The sequence below is a fragment of the Klebsiella grimontii genome (assembly GCF_900200035.1).
Classification (GTDB): Bacteria; Pseudomonadota; Gammaproteobacteria; order Enterobacterales; family Enterobacteriaceae; genus Klebsiella; species Klebsiella grimontii.
In genome coordinates this window covers 698,831-712,797 of sequence record NZ_FZTC01000015.1, presented here as the reverse complement: position 1 = coordinate 712,797, position 13,967 = coordinate 698,831, and the positions used below count along the sequence as shown (strand labels likewise).

Genomic DNA, 13,967 nt, shown 5'->3' with positions numbered 1-13,967 from the left:
TTAATCGACGTTCAGCGCGTCATTGACCAGATCTTGTTGCTGTTTCTGGTGAACGGACAGGTATCCTACCGCCGGAGAGGCGGAGGCCGGGCGGCCTGCATAACGCAGAGAGGCCCCAAACGGAATCACTTCACGGAAGTGATGCTGGCTGCAGTACCACGCGCCCTGGTTGAGCGGTTCTTCCTGGCACCAGACAAAATCATGCACGTGCGCATAGGGTTTCAGCGCTTCCTGTACCGCCTGGTGCGGGAACGGGTAGAGCTGCTCTATGCGAACGATAGCGACATCTTTTTGCTCTTTCTTGCGGCGCTGTTCCAGCAGGTCGTAGTAAACCTTACCAGAGCACAGCACAACACGCTTCACGGCTTTCGGGTCGAGATCGTCAATTTCACCGATTGCCGGCTGGAAGGTGCCGTTCGCCAGTTCGTCCATGCTCGACACCGCCAGCGGGTGACGCAGCAGCGATTTCGGCGACATCACGATCAGCGGGCGACGCATACCGCGCAGCGCCTGACGACGCAGCATATGGTAAACCTGCGCCGGCGTGGACGGTACGCAAACCTGCATGTTCTGCTCGGCGCAGAGCTGCAGATAGCGTTCCAGACGCGCGGAGGAGTGCTCCGGTCCCTGGCCTTCGTAGCCGTGCGGCAGCAGCATCACCAGACCGCACATACGGCCCCACTTCTGCTCGCCGGAGCTGATGAACTGGTCGATAACCACCTGCGCGCCGTTAGCGAAGTCGCCGAACTGCGCTTCCCAGATGGTCAGGGTGCGCGGCTCCGCGGTAGCGTAGCCATATTCAAACGCCAGTACCGCTTCTTCCGACAGTACGGAGTCCCAGACTTTGAAATGGCCCTGGCCGTTGTGGACGTGCTGCAGCGGCGTATAGGTTGAACCATTTTTCTGGTTGTGGATCACCGCGTGGCGGTGGAAGAAGGTCCCGCGCCCGGAGTCTTCGCCGGACAGACGCACCGAAATGCCTTCATCGACCAGCGTAGCGTAGGCGAGGTTTTCCGCGCCGCCCCAGTCGAACAGCTTCTCACCGGCGGCCATTGCCTGACGGTCGCCGTAGATTTTTGCGACGCGCGACTGCATCTCAACGGCTTCCGGCACCGTACTGATGCGTTTCGCCAGCTCCTGCAGACGCTTAGGTTCAACTTTATCCGGGTAGCTCTCATCCCACTCGTGGTTGAGGTACGGGGACCAGGTAAAGGAGTGCATGTTCATCGGACGCCACTCCTGCACCACGCATTCGCCGGCATCCAGCGCGTCGCGGTAGAGGTTCACCTGCTCGGTAGCGTCTTCCAGCGTCGCGACCTTATCGGCTTCCAGCTTGTCAGCGTAGATTTTGCGCGGGGTCGGATGCTTTTTGATTTTCTGGTACATCAGCGGCTGGGTCGCGCTCGGCTCGTCGGCTTCGTTGTGGCCATGACGGCGGTAGCACACCAGGTCGATGAAGACATCGCGTTTGAAGGTATTACGGAAATCCAGCGCCAGGCGGGTCACGAAAGCCACGGCTTCCGGGTCATCGGCATTAACGTGGAAAATCGGCGACTGCACCATCTTACCGATGTCGGTGCAGTACGGGGTAGAACGCGCATCCAGCGGGTTGGAGGTGGTGAAGCCAACCTGGTTGTTGATAACGATGCGTACGGTACCGCCCACTTCGTAACCGCGCGCTTTGGACATGTTCAGGGTTTCCTGAACCACGCCCTGGCCGGTAACCGCGGCGTCGCCGTGAATAGTGATCGGCAGAACTTTGTTGCTGCTCGGTTCGTCGAGACGATCGAGACGCGCGCGTACGGAGCCGATAACCACCGGGCTGACGATTTCCAGGTGCGACGGGTTAAACGCCAGCGCCAGGTGCACCAGACCGCCTTCGGTTTCCATATCGGACGAGAAGCCCATGTGGTACTTCACGTCACCGGTACCAAGGTGCTCTTTATGTTTACCGGCGAATTCGTCGAACAGGTCCTGCGGTTTTTTACCCAGCACGTTGACCAGTACGTTCAGACGACCGCGGTGCGCCATGCCCAGCACCACTTCGCGGGTGCCGCTCTTACCCGCGTGGCGGATAATCTCTTTGAGCATCGGGATCAGCGCATCGCCGCCTTCCAGCGAGAAGCGTTTAGCGCCCGGGAATTTTGCGCCGAGGTAGCGCTCCAGGCCTTCCGCCGCGGTCAGCTCGCTGAGGAAGCGCTTTTTCTCTTCGGCGCTAAAGCTCGCTTTGCCCGCTACCGACTCAATACGCTGCTGGATCCAGCGTTTTTCTTCGGTAGAGGTAATGTGCATATATTCCGCGCCGATGGAGCCGCAATAGGTCTGCTTCAGGGCGGAGATCAGATCGCCCAGCTTCATCGTGTCTTTACCGATGGCAAAAGAGCCTACGTTATAGATCTCCTGGAAATCGGCCTCGGTCAGATCGTGGTAAGCCGGATCGAGATCCGCCACTCTCTCTTGCTGCCACAGGCCCAGCGGATCGAGATTCGCATGCTGGTGACCACGGAAGCGGTATGCGTTGATGAGCTGCAGGACTTTAACCTGCTTCACATTGGTGTCAGGGTCGGAAATCGAAGAAGTGTAACGCGAGGCATCCTTCGCCAGGCGGCGGAAATAATCACGCGTTTTGGAATGAAATTGATCCGGTTTGACTCCGGTGCCAGGTAACTGCTGGAACATAGAACGCCAGTTGGCGTCAACAGAGTCAGGATCGGTTAAGAAGTCTTCATAGAGCTGTTCTATCCAGCTCTGGTTCGAACCAGAGAGGTAAGAAGAGTCCAGCCAGGCTTTCATTGCGCCGTTCTGCATCGTGATCCCTTAAGCATTTATATGCTTATTTCGCCGTAGAAACTACCACGCACAGAAGTTGTACGTGCCGGGGTTCACTTTTTGCGGAGGAGTTGTGGTTTCGTCCGCTAAGGAACCTTTAAAAACTGTCTAATAATCTTCTTTGTTCAGGCTGCGACTGTGTTGCGACCCTCACTCACTCCGGTCACATCGTTCACTATGCTCCCGGAGATTCGTTCTGCTCGCGCCTTGTCTCGCGCTGAACATCTCGATTATTACTATTAATGTGGCAGTTTTTAGAGGTTTCCTGCTATATCCCCCGGCGGCGCGAACGCTTGCCGGGGCAACTGCTTCGGGTAGCCCGGATAAGCGATAGCGCCATCCGGGACAGACCGGGTTGCTTACGCACTGCGCTGCAGCAGCATCGACTTAATATGGCCGATGGCGCGCGTCGGGTTCAGCCCCTTAGGACACACACTGACGCAGTTCATAATGCTATGACAGCGGAATACGCTGAAAGCATCGCTCAGCCCTTCGAGGCGCTCGCTGGTTTCGGTATCGCGGCTGTCGATCAGGAAGCGATACGCGGCCAGCAGGCCAGCCGGGCCGATAAACTTGTCCGGGTTCCACCAGAACGACGGGCAAGAGGTTGAACAACATGCGCAGAGAATACACTCGTACAGACCATCGAGTTTCTCACGCTGCTCTGGCGACTGCAGATGCTCGCGAGCAGGAGGATTTTGCCCATTATTCAACAAGTAAGGCTTAATCTTCTCATATTGTGCATAGAATTGCCCCATGTCTACCACCAAATCACGGATAACCGGTAATCCTGGCAGCGGACGGATAACAATTTTCTTGCCCGGCTGATTCAGCGCCGAGATCGGCGTGATGCACGCCAGACCATTTTTCCCGTTCATGTTCAGACCGTCGGAGCCACATACCCCTTCACGGCAGGAGCGGCGGAACGACAGCGACGGATCTTTCTCTTTCAGCTGGATTAACGCATCCAGCAGCATCATGTCACGACCTTCTTCCGCTTCGAGGGTGTAGTCCTGCATGCGCGGAGCATCGTCTACGTCCGGGTTATAACGATAAACTGAAAACTCGAGTTTCATATTCCTGTCTCCGCATTAATAAGTACGAATCTTCGGCGGGAATGCCGGACGCAGCTTCGGTTCCATATTGACGCTACGACGCGTCATGGATTCCGACTCTGGCAGATACAGGGAATGGCACAGCCAGTTTTCATCATCACGATCCGGGAAGTCGAAGCGGCTATGTGCACCGCGGCTTTCGGTACGGTAGTTCGCAGACATTGCGGTGGCGTAAGCGGTTTCCATCAGGTTATCCAGCTCCAGACACTCAACGCGCTGAGTGTTGAACTCGCTGGAAGTATCATCCAGGCGGGCGTTTTTCAGACGCTCGCGGATCGCTTTCAGCTGCTCAAGGCCCTTCGCCATTGCGTCCCCTTCGCGGAATACCGAGAAGTTATGCTGCATACACTCTTGCAGCGCTTTGCGGATTTCGACCGGGTCTTCACCATTGCGGTTGCCGTTCCAGCGGTTCAGACGTTCCAGCGAAGCATCGATCTCGTCATCCGTCGCATCGCGCAGTACGCCCTGTTCGGCGATAGACTCCTGCAGATGCAGGCCCACCGCGCGGCCAAAGACCACCAGGTCAAGCAGCGAGTTGCCGCCCAGACGGTTCGCGCCGTGTACCGATACGCAGGCGATTTCGCCTACCGCGAACAGCCCCGGAATCACCACGTCTTCGCCCTGCTCGTTAACGGTCAGCGCCTGGCCGCTCACTTTGGTCGGAATACCGCCCATCATATAGTGGCAGGTTGGGATAACCGGAATCGGCTCTTTCACCGGGTCGACGTGAGCAAAGGTACGAGAGAGTTCCAGAATACCCGGCAGACGGGATTCGAGAACCTCTTTACCGAGATGGTCAAGCTTCAGCTTGGCGTGCGGGCCCCAAGGACCGTCACAGCCGCGACCTTCACGGATTTCGATCATGATGGAACGCGCCACCACGTCACGACCCGCCAGGTCTTTCGCGTTCGGCGCATAACGCTCCATAAAGCGCTCGCCGTGTTTATTCAGCAGATAGCCGCCTTCACCGCGGCAGCCTTCGGTCACCAGAACGCCCGCACCGGCGATACCGGTCGGGTGGAACTGCCACATTTCCATATCCTGCACCGGAACGCCGGCGCGGATCGCCATACCCACGCCGTCGCCGGTATTGATATGAGCGTTGGTGGTGGACTGGTAAATACGGCCTGCGCCGCCGGTCGCCAGCACGGTGGCGCGAGCTTTAAAGTAAACCACTTCACCCGTTTCGATGCACAGGGCGGTACAGCCGACCACCGCGCCATCGGCGTTTTTCACCAGATCCAGCGCGTACCACTCGGAGAAAATAGTGGTGTGGTTTTTCAGGTTCTGCTGATAGAGGGTGTGCAGCAGGGCGTGACCGGTACGGTCAGCCGCCGCAGCGGTACGTGCCGCCTGCTCGCCGCCGAAGTTTTTCGACTGGCCGCCGAACGGACGCTGATAAATAGTGCCATTTTCGAGACGCGAGAACGGCAGACCCATATGGTCCAGCTCCAGAATCGCTTCCGGGCCGGTTTTACACATATATTCGATGGCGTCCTGATCGCCAATGTAGTCCGACCCCTTGACGGTGTCGTACATATGCCATTCCCAGTTATCTTCATGGGTATTACCGAGCGCGACGGTGATGCCGCCCTGCGCGGAAACGGTATGGGAACGGGTCGGGAAGACTTTGGAGAGCAGCGCACAGGTCTGGCCGCTTTGGGAAATCTGCAGCGCCGCGCGCATACCTGCGCCGCCGGCACCGATCACAACTGCATCAAATTCTCTGACTGGCAATTTCATTACACACCCCACACCACAACAAATCCATAAAGAACGTAAGCCACCAGCGCAACAACGATCAGCAGTTGCAGAATTAAGCGCACGGCCAGTGGTTTAACGTAGTCCGTTAACACCTGCCACATCCCAATCCAGGCGTGGATCAGAATGGAAACGAGAGCCAGCAGGGTGAAGACTTTAGTGAACGCGGAGGAGAAAAAGCCCGTCCAGACTTCCCATGAAATTTCACCGGTGGTGGCAAAAAAGCCCACCATATAGATGATGTAGAGGGTCAGAACGATAGCGGTAGCACGGACCAGAATAAAGTCATGTACGCCGTTGCGTCCTAGTGCTGAGGCGTTGCTTACCATACGAGGACTCCTGCGAGAAGTGAAAGCACGACAGTAATAACAAAAGAAATTTTGGCGGAGCGTGTCCCTACTTCGAGGGTTTCTTCAAGGTAGCCAAAATCCATCAGCAGGTGGCGAATACCGACCACCGCGTGATACGCCAGCGCGGTCAGGATGCCCCACATGATGAACTTCACAAAGAAGCTATCCATAATGGATGCCGCAGTGAGAAAACCTTCGGGAGAGGAAAGGCTGGTGCCCAGCAGCCAAAGCAGAATCCCGACCGCCACGAAGGTGATCACTCCGGATACGCGATGGAGAATGGACGCTATCGCCGTGATTGGGAACCGGATCGTTTGCAGATCCAGATTGACAGGTCTTTGTTTTTTCACATTTCTTACCATGAATAACGCCCACATGCTGTTCTTATTGTTTCCTTCCTCCGGTCTGCTTGCGGGTCAGACAGCGTCCTTATCTATAACTAAAAGTCATGTTAAAACGCCTTTTCAGGAGTTAAAGCGTGACAAAATAACGCTGGGTGGCTCGGGATTGCAGGGTGTTCCGGAGACCTGGCGGCAGTATAGGCCGTTCACAAAATCATTACAATTAACCTACATATAGTTTGTCGGGTTTTCTCCCGAACAGTGATCAATGTCACGATAACAACATATTTTTAATTTTTAATCATCTGATTTGACAAATATTAAACATTATTGTTACAACCATTACCAGATAAATGCAATAATACGCAAAAGTTATGGGGTCACTCTTTTACCTGAGAATAAGTTATGCAACAGTGAGAGAGTATTGACCGATGTAATCAGGACAGTTATTAGTGGTATATAGTTTTAAAATATTCGGGCTGCTAAAACGCTGATTTGCTGTTGTTTCATCGTAGGCTGAAGTCGTACCATCAAGCGCCCTTGCTCTGTACCCTGCCCCTTTCGCGACGCAGAGCGATGTGCAACATAACAAACTGGTAACGTCATCTGCTACGGGCCGAATGCAAATCCACCACCCGGCAGTCTTAAGCAATAAAGGCGCTAAGGAGACCATAAATGTCTGATGCTAAAGCAAAAATCACCCTGGGTGGTGATACTGCTATCGAACTGGATGTGCTAAAGGGCACTCTCGGTCAGGATGTTATTGATATTCGTAGTCTTGGTTCAAAAGGCGTATTTACTTTTGACCCTGGTTTCACCTCAACCGCATCCTGCGAATCTAAAATCACCTTTATAGACGGTGATGAAGGTATCCTGCTGCACCGCGGTTTTCCGATCGATCAGTTAGCAACCGACTCCAACTATCTGGAAGTATGCTACATCCTGCTGAACGGTGAGAAGCCGACCCAGGCCCAGTACGACGAATTCAAAACTATCGTTACTCGCCACACTATGATTCACGAACAGATTACCCGTCTGTTCCACGCGTTCCGCCGCGATTCACATCCGATGGCCGTTATGTGCGGTATCACCGGTGCGCTGGCCGCCTTCTATCACGATTCGCTGGATGTGAATAACCCACGCCACCGCGATATCGCCGCATTCCGCCTGCTCTCCAAGATGCCGACTATGGCGGCAATGTGTTACAAATATTCTATCGGCCAGCCTTTCGTTTATCCGCGCAACGACCTCTCCTACGCGGGTAACTTCCTGAATATGATGTTCTCCACGCCGTGTGAAAAATATGAAGTGAACCCGATTCTGGAACGCGCCATGGACCGTATCCTGATCCTGCACGCCGACCATGAACAAAACGCTTCGACTTCCACCGTGCGTACCGCCGGCTCTTCCGGCGCCAACCCGTTTGCCTGCATCGCTGCGGGTATTGCCTCCCTGTGGGGACCGGCGCACGGCGGCGCCAACGAAGCGGCGCTGAAGATGCTCGAAGAGATCAGCTCCGTTGAGCACATTCCGGAATTCGTCCGTCGCGCGAAAGACAAAAACGACTCTTTCCGCCTGATGGGCTTTGGCCACCGGGTGTACAAAAACTACGACCCGCGCGCCACCGTTATGCGTGAAACCTGCCATGAAGTGCTGAAAGAGCTGGGCACCAAAGACGATCTGCTGGAAGTGGCCATGGAGCTTGAGCACATCGCGCTCAACGACCCGTACTTCATCGAGAAGAAACTTTACCCGAACGTCGATTTCTACTCCGGTATCATCCTCAAAGCGATGGGCATCCCATCCTCCATGTTTACCGTTATCTTTGCGATGGCGCGTACCGTGGGCTGGATTGCGCACTGGAACGAAATGCACAGCGACGGCATGAAAATCGCCCGTCCACGTCAGCTGTATACCGGCTATGAAAAGCGCGATTTCAAAAACGATATCGCCCGCTAAGTCGGCTATCGCTACGACAAAAAACGCGCCTTCTGGCGCGTTTTTTTATTGCTGGCATCCCGGGCACCAGTAAAACGGCCGCGACGACAGCATGGTCCTCTCGATAATCCCGCCGCAGCGCTCGCAGGCCTCCCCTTCGCGATGAAAAACCTTAAAGCGAAACAGCGCGCCGTGGTGCTTATTCTCATCGGCCAGACCGCGGGTGTTGTAGGACAATCGCGGGATCTCCAGCAGCGCATGCGCCAGCGCATCGAGCTGTTTTTCATCCAGTTCTGAGGCTTTATGCCGCCCGGTCAGCCCCACCTGCCAGAGGATCTCCACGCGCAGATAGTTGCCTAATCCGGCAAGAAACGCCTGATCCAGCAGCAGACCGGAGAACTGGCGGTTGCGAAATTTCGCCGACAGCAGCCGCGCTTTAACCTGTTCAACGCTAAGGCGCATATCGAGCACATCCGGCCCGACCCGCAGCAAAAACGGATGGCGGGCGAGCTGCTCGGGCGTCAGCATTTCAATATCGGAGGCGCTGTAGAGCAAAATCGCCCTGCGCGCGGTCTGCAGCCGGACGCGCAGAACGCGCGTCGTTTCAGGCTGCTCTCCCGCGTCCACCACTCGCCAGACGCCGTACAGCTGATTGTGGCTATACAGCGTTAGCCCGCCGGAGAAGTGGGTCAGCAGCGCCTTGCCGCGAGTTTCAATGTGCGTCACTCGCTGGCCGACCAGCTGAGATTGGTATTGTTGTAACTGCGGGAAGGCGAACCACGCCCCGGTCAGGGGTTCGCCTTTAATCGCCGCTTCCAGGCTATCCGCCGCGCGGCGAATTTCCGGACCTTCCGGCATAATCTTATCCTTGTGTTAATGCGTTGCGCCGCCGCCGACTTTCACGTCCCCGTCCTGCTGCAGGGCAACGGCGATAGCCGTTTCCAGCGCCGCACGCACCGTGTCTACCGCCATACTCGCTTCGCCGGGGTGAGCCGCGGCCTGCTCCGGCAAATACGGTATATGGATAAACCCGCCCTTCGCGCCGCTGCGATGACGCAGGCTATGCAGCAGGCCATACATCACGTGATTACAGACAAACGTCCCCGCCGTCTGCGACACCGACGCCGGAATGCCTTTGCTCCGCAGGGCGGTCACGATCGCTTTGATCGGCAGCGTGCTGAAGTACGCCGCCGGGCCTCCGGCTACGATCGGCACGTCGATCGGCTGCAGGCCTTTATTGTCCGGGATCCGCGCATCATCGACGTTGATCGCCACCCGTTCAACGGTGATGTCGACGCGACCGCCCGCCTGGCCAATCGCCAGCGTTAAGACAGGTTTCAGCTCATCCAGCGCGGCGTTCAGCGCCGTCAGGGCGTCGCCAAAGACGCACGGCAGCTGCCGCGCCACCACCGGCTGCCCGGCGATGATAGCGCCGTCCAGCCGCTTTACCACTTCCCACGAAGGGTTAACCGCTTCGCCGCCAAACGGTTCAAAACCGGTAATCAGTACGCCAGCCATGATCCCTCCTTACAGGAACATCAGGAAATAGAGCAAAAATACGTTCACGATAAGCAGCATAACGCCGGTCGGCACCTGGGCTTTGATCACCGCGTTTTTATCCGGCAACTCCAGCAGCGCGGCCGGGACGATATTGAAGTTCGCCGCCATTGGGGTCATCAGGGTCCCGCAGTAGCCGGAGAACATGCCAATTGCCGCCATCACCGCCGGGTTACCGCCGTGCTGCAGCACCAGAATCGGGATCCCGACGCCCGCCGTCACGATGGGAAACGCGGCGAAAGCGTTGCCCATCACCATCGTCAGCAGCGCCATACCCAAGGTATAGACGGCCACGGCGATAAACCGGCTGTCTACCGCCAGATAGTGCTGCGTCAGCCAGGAGATGCTATTGCCGACGCCCGCGGCGGTAAACAGCAGCCCGAGCACCGCGAGGATCTGCGGCAAAATAAACGCCCAGCCCACGGAATCCAGCAGGCGACGAGCTTCCTGCAACGGCTGCGCCGCCGTTTCATGGGTCATGCGGATAGCCATCACCAGGCCGAGCAGCGTACCTGCGGTCATTGAAAACAGCGTGATCAGCGTGGCGTGATTGCCCGGACCAAAGATAGCGATCTGCAGCGAGGGGAGATTATTAAACAGCAGCACGCCGATCACCGTCACCACCGGTATCGCCAGCGCCGGGAAAAACAGCCGGTTGCCAAGACGCGCGGCGCTGGCGGTACGTTCTTCCTGCGAGCGCTGATGATAGCGACCGAGGCGCACGCCGCCAAAACCGGCGATCAGCGCCAGTACCACCACCACCACGCCAACGCCGATATTGACGGTGCGCTTGTCGCCGACCAGCTCATAGGTCCAGTCGCCAAACAGAAACACCAGGCCGTACAGCCCCCAGAACAGGCCGGTTGTCAGCCTGCGCGGGTTGGCCTTATCGCGCCATGACATCACCGCTACCACCAGCAGAACGACGCCCGCCAGCCAGTAAAGCCAGGTTTGCTGAAAATTCATGCGGCACCGCCTTTCGCCTGGCCGGCGTTAACCTTGTCCAGCTCGCGCTGGAGATGGCGGTCGAGGCGCCACAGGCGGGCAGAGTGGATCAGGAAAGCGCAGACCGCCGTGGGGATCCCCCACAGGGCGATGTGCAGCGGCTCGGTCTGAATGCCGCCCGACTCCAGCATAAAGTTATGCATAAAGATAATCGCGCCGAAGGCGACGAAAATATCTTCCCCGAAGAACAGGCCGACGTTATCGGTCGCCGCCGACATCGCGCGCAGGCGATAGCGGACCTCGCCAGGCAAGGCGCCAAAGTTTTTCTCCGCCGCCCCTTCCGCCATCGGCGCCAGCAGCGGGCGCACCATCTGCGGATGTCCGCCCAGGCTGGTGAGGCCCATCGCCGCGGTCACTTCACGCACGAACAGATAGACGATAAGCAGACGACCGGCGGTGGCGCTGCGGATCTTCGCGATCCACATCTGCGCGCGCTCTTTCAGCCCGTGCCGCTCCAGCAGGCCAATCACCGCCAGCGGCAGCAGCAGAATAAACGGCAGGTTGCGAGTATTGAGAAACCCTTCACCCAGCTTTTCCAGAATGGTCGCGATCGGCATATGCGCCGTCAGACCGGTGATGATCCCGGAGACAATAACCACCAGCACCGGGTTAAAACGCAGAACAAATCCGACCACGATCGCCGCAATGCCGATCAGTGGCCAGAGAGATAATGACTCTCCCATAGTAACATCCTGTATGTTGTTGTGAGTTGTTGTCTAATTTTAAGAAATTGATTTTATTGTTTTTATTCTTGCACTTCCGCACTGACCTGTATATTGCGCCCGGCAAATGCCGCGCGCAAGCGGCGCGCAAAATCCAGCGCGTGCTCGCCGTCACCGTGCAGGCAGACGGTTTCCGCCACCACGTGCGCCCATTCGCCGGTGATACTGCGCACCCGGCTGTGCTGCACCATTTCCAGGGTTTGCGCCAGCGACTGTTCTTCGCTTTCGATCAGCGCGCCGGGCTGGGTACGCGGCACCAGGCTGCCGTCCGCCAGATAGCCGCGGTCGGCGAAGACCTCCTGGCGAGTGGTCAGCTGATAACGCTGCCCGGCGCGAATCAGCTCGCTGCCCGCCAGGCCCACCAGCACCAGACCCGCGTCAACGTCATATACCGCTTTGGCGATAGCGTCAGCTAGCTGCGGATCTTTTGCCGCCTGGTTATAGAGCATACCGTGCGGCTTGACGTGCCGCAGCTCGCCGCCCTGAGCGCGCACCAGCGCCGCCAGCGCGCCAACCTGATACAGCGTTTGCGCATAAACCGTTTCCGGCGGCAGCTGCATCGCCGTACGGCCAAAACTTTCCCGGTCGGGAAAGCTGGGATGCGCGCCCACAGCGACGTCATATTTCAGCGCTTCGCGGACGCACTGCAGCATCATTAGCGCATCGCCCGCATGGAAACCGCAGGCGATATTGGCGGAAGAGACCAGCTGCAGCAGCGCGCTATCGTTGGCGCAGCCTTCGCCGAGATCGGCGTTTAAATCAATCTTCATCGTTAAGTCTCCATGCCAGTTGTTCAAAGTAACGTTGCCTGTCGGCGCGCGCTTTCAGCGCTTCCTCCAGGGAGCAGGGAACAAAGTGGATCGGTTGTCCCAGCGGGATCTGCGCCAGCTGGTACATGTCGGCTTCGATAATGGTCGCAATCCGCGGATAGCCGCCGGTGGTCTGCGCGTCGTTCATCAGTACGATGGGCTGGCCGTTATGCGGAACCTGCACCACCCCAGGCAGCAGGCCGTGGGACAGCATCTCGCGATCGGTCATTCGCTTCAGCGGTTGCCCCTGCAGGCGGTAGCCCATGCGATTGCTCTGCGGGCTAAGCCGCCACGGCGAACGCCAGAAGGCGTCCTGCGACACGCTATCGAACTCCTGGTACTCCGGCCCGGGCAGCGCGCGGATGCGGTTGCCGATGGGCAGCTGCTTCACGCCGCGCGGTCCGCGGAACTGCTTATCCGATTTCCCCAGCTTCAGCCGGTCGCCGTCCTGCAAGCGTCGCCCTTCAAGGCCGCCAATTCCCACTTTCAGGTCAGTGCTGCGCGAACCCAGCACCTTCGGCACCGCAATTCCCCCCGCCACCGCCAGATAGCTGCGCACGCCGTGCTGGGGATTCTTGAGCACCAGATGCTGCCCGGCCTTGACCGCCGTTCGCCAGCCCACCCATACCGGCTCGCCATCGAGCTTCGCCTCGCAGGCGGCGCCGGTCAGCGCAAACCAGCCGCTACGCTCAAACTGAATATCCACCTGGCCCAGGGTTATCTCCAGCGCCGCGGCGTTGGCGCCGTTACCCACCAGCAGATTGGCGGTGACCAGCGCCGGCTTATCCATCGCGCCGCAGCGGCTGATGCCCAGCTGACGCAGCCCTTCACGCCCGCCGTCCTGCACCGAGGTATACATTCCGGCGCGGATAATTTTTAACATACGCCCTCCTTTTGCGGCACGAAACGCACTCTGTCGCCGGAACGCAGCAGCACCGGTTCCTTGCGCTTCGGATCAAATAGCGCCAGCGGCGTACGCCCCAGCAGCTGCCACCCCCCCGGCGTCGCCAGCGGATAGATCCCGGTTTGCGCGCCGCCAATACCGACGGACCCGGCGGGCACCAGCAGGCGCGGCTCCGCCCGTCGCGGCATCGCCAGCTTTTCTGGCAGGCCGCCGAAATACGGGAAACCCGGCTGAAAGCCGAGGAACCACACCACGTACTCCACCGACGAATGCAGCTCAACCACCTGCTTCTCGCTCAGGCCGCTGTGGCGGGCAATTTCCCCCAGATCCGGTCCGTATTCGCCGCCGTAAACCACCGGAACCGACACCTGCCGCGATTCCGGTTCGAGCGTATCGCACTCCTCCCACCAGAGCTGCAGGCGCTCAATCGCATCCCACGCCGTCTGCTGCGGATTACGCAATATCACGGTAATGTTGTTCATACCCGGGATGGCTTCCACCACCTCGGTATGGCCAACCAGCCGCTGGGCTAACCGCCAGATCCGCTTCTGGCTTTCGAGCGTTACCGGCGGCTCAAGCTCCAGTACCACTGCCGTTTCACCTAACAAATAACAACGCGCTCGCTGCACTTTTGCC

Annotated in this window: 14 protein-coding genes; 2 read left to right on the top strand and 12 right to left on the bottom strand. The window is 58.0% G+C overall.

Going from position 1 to position 13,967, the window contains the following annotated elements; translation table 11 throughout:
- The 5 genes from sucA to sdhC form a co-directional block, all read right to left on the bottom strand.
- Positions 1-2,808, bottom strand: a complete 2,808-nt coding sequence (sucA, locus tag KOSB73_RS11110) for a 2-oxoglutarate dehydrogenase E1 component (RefSeq protein WP_004130528.1) — start codon at positions 2,806-2,808, stop codon at positions 1-3.
- A gap of 380 nt (positions 2,809-3,188) precedes the next feature.
- Entirely contained in the window at positions 3,189-3,905 is a 717-nt protein-coding gene (sdhB, locus tag KOSB73_RS11105; RefSeq protein ID WP_004130526.1) for a succinate dehydrogenase iron-sulfur subunit SdhB, read from the bottom strand.
- A gap of 15 nt (positions 3,906-3,920) precedes the next feature.
- Positions 3,921-5,687, bottom strand: coding sequence for a succinate dehydrogenase flavoprotein subunit (sdhA, locus tag KOSB73_RS11100; protein ID WP_009651647.1), 1,767 nt, complete (start codon positions 5,685-5,687; stop codon positions 3,921-3,923).
- Positions 5,687-6,034 (bottom strand): succinate dehydrogenase membrane anchor subunit, encoded by a 348-nt coding sequence (gene sdhD / locus KOSB73_RS11095; protein WP_004100278.1) that lies wholly within the window; start codon positions 6,032-6,034, stop codon positions 5,687-5,689. Before sdhD ends, sdhA begins: the two co-directional genes overlap by 1 nt.
- On the bottom strand, positions 6,028-6,432 hold the full coding sequence (sdhC, locus tag KOSB73_RS11090; protein ID WP_004130523.1) for a succinate dehydrogenase cytochrome b556 subunit: 405 nt from the start codon (positions 6,430-6,432) through the stop codon (positions 6,028-6,030). Before sdhC ends, sdhD begins: the two co-directional genes overlap by 7 nt.
- Positions 6,433-6,706: 274 nt before the next feature.
- Here sdhC and KOSB73_RS31490 point away from each other — a divergent pair, with 274 nt between their 5' ends.
- Both KOSB73_RS31490 and gltA read left to right on the top strand, forming a co-directional pair.
- Entirely contained in the window at positions 6,707-6,859 is a 153-nt protein-coding gene (locus tag KOSB73_RS31490; RefSeq protein WP_418268728.1) for a hypothetical protein, read from the top strand.
- 212 nt (positions 6,860-7,071) lie between these two features.
- Complete coding sequence (gene gltA, locus KOSB73_RS11080; RefSeq protein ID WP_004100276.1) at positions 7,072-8,355, top strand: citrate synthase; 1,284 nt, start codon at positions 7,072-7,074, stop codon at positions 8,353-8,355.
- Between the two features lie 45 nt (positions 8,356-8,400).
- Here the strand turns inward: gltA and nei are convergent, their stop codons facing one another.
- From nei to pxpB, 7 genes are all read right to left on the bottom strand, one after another.
- Complete coding sequence (gene nei, locus KOSB73_RS11075) at positions 8,401-9,192, bottom strand: endonuclease VIII (RefSeq protein WP_004133438.1); 792 nt, start codon at positions 9,190-9,192, stop codon at positions 8,401-8,403.
- Positions 9,193-9,207: 15 nt separating this feature from the next.
- The gene (gene pcp, locus KOSB73_RS11070; RefSeq protein WP_024358784.1) at positions 9,208-9,852 is read right to left on the bottom strand and encodes a pyroglutamyl-peptidase I; all 645 of its coding nucleotides are present in this window, start codon (positions 9,850-9,852) and stop codon (positions 9,208-9,210) included.
- Positions 9,853-9,861: 9 nt separating this feature from the next.
- A complete protein-coding gene (locus tag KOSB73_RS11065; RefSeq protein ID WP_049088759.1) occupies positions 9,862-10,857 on the bottom strand; it encodes a DUF979 domain-containing protein in 996 nt (331 codons plus the stop codon).
- Positions 10,854-11,579 (bottom strand): DUF969 domain-containing protein, encoded by a 726-nt coding sequence (locus KOSB73_RS11060; RefSeq protein WP_049086580.1) that lies wholly within the window; start codon positions 11,577-11,579, stop codon positions 10,854-10,856. The genes KOSB73_RS11065 and KOSB73_RS11060 overlap by 4 nt, the downstream gene beginning before the upstream one ends.
- Positions 11,580-11,641: 62 nt before the next feature.
- Complete coding sequence (gene pxpA, locus KOSB73_RS11055) at positions 11,642-12,388, bottom strand: 5-oxoprolinase subunit PxpA (protein ID WP_098140509.1); 747 nt, start codon at positions 12,386-12,388, stop codon at positions 11,642-11,644.
- Positions 12,378-13,310 (bottom strand): 5-oxoprolinase subunit PxpC, encoded by a 933-nt coding sequence (gene pxpC, locus KOSB73_RS11050; protein ID WP_024358786.1) that lies wholly within the window; start codon positions 13,308-13,310, stop codon positions 12,378-12,380. Before pxpC ends, pxpA begins: the two co-directional genes overlap by 11 nt.
- The gene (gene pxpB / locus KOSB73_RS11045; RefSeq protein WP_004132173.1) at positions 13,304-13,960 is read right to left on the bottom strand and encodes a 5-oxoprolinase subunit PxpB; all 657 of its coding nucleotides are present in this window, start codon (positions 13,958-13,960) and stop codon (positions 13,304-13,306) included. The genes pxpC and pxpB overlap by 7 nt, the downstream gene beginning before the upstream one ends.
- Positions 13,961-13,967 lie beyond the last annotated feature (7 nt).

Coding starts and splice junctions, on each gene's coding strand:
- nei (WP_004133438.1), bottom strand. CDS start 9,192: ATGCCGGAAGGTCCGGAAATTCGCCGCGCGGCGGATAGCCTGGAAGCG.
- pxpC (WP_024358786.1), bottom strand. CDS start 13,310: ATGTTAAAAATTATCCGCGCCGGAATGTATACCTCGGTGCAGGACGGC.
- sdhA (WP_009651647.1), bottom strand. CDS start 5,687: ATGAAATTGCCAGTCAGAGAATTTGATGCAGTTGTGATCGGTGCCGGC.
- pcp (WP_024358784.1), bottom strand. CDS start 9,852: ATGGCTGGCGTACTGATTACCGGTTTTGAACCGTTTGGCGGCGAAGCG.
- sdhC (WP_004130523.1), bottom strand. CDS start 6,432: ATGTGGGCGTTATTCATGGTAAGAAATGTGAAAAAACAAAGACCTGTC.
- sucA (WP_004130528.1), bottom strand. CDS start 2,808: ATGCAGAACGGCGCAATGAAAGCCTGGCTGGACTCTTCTTACCTCTCT.
- KOSB73_RS11065 (WP_049088759.1), bottom strand. CDS start 10,857: ATGAATTTTCAGCAAACCTGGCTTTACTGGCTGGCGGGCGTCGTTCTG.
- sdhB (WP_004130526.1), bottom strand. CDS start 3,905: ATGAAACTCGAGTTTTCAGTTTATCGTTATAACCCGGACGTAGACGAT.
- gltA (WP_004100276.1), top strand. CDS start 7,072: ATGTCTGATGCTAAAGCAAAAATCACCCTGGGTGGTGATACTGCTATC.
- sdhD (WP_004100278.1), bottom strand. CDS start 6,034: ATGGTAAGCAACGCCTCAGCACTAGGACGCAACGGCGTACATGACTTT.
- KOSB73_RS11060 (WP_049086580.1), bottom strand. CDS start 11,579: ATGGGAGAGTCATTATCTCTCTGGCCACTGATCGGCATTGCGGCGATC.
- pxpA (WP_098140509.1), bottom strand. CDS start 12,388: ATGAAGATTGATTTAAACGCCGATCTCGGCGAAGGCTGCGCCAACGAT.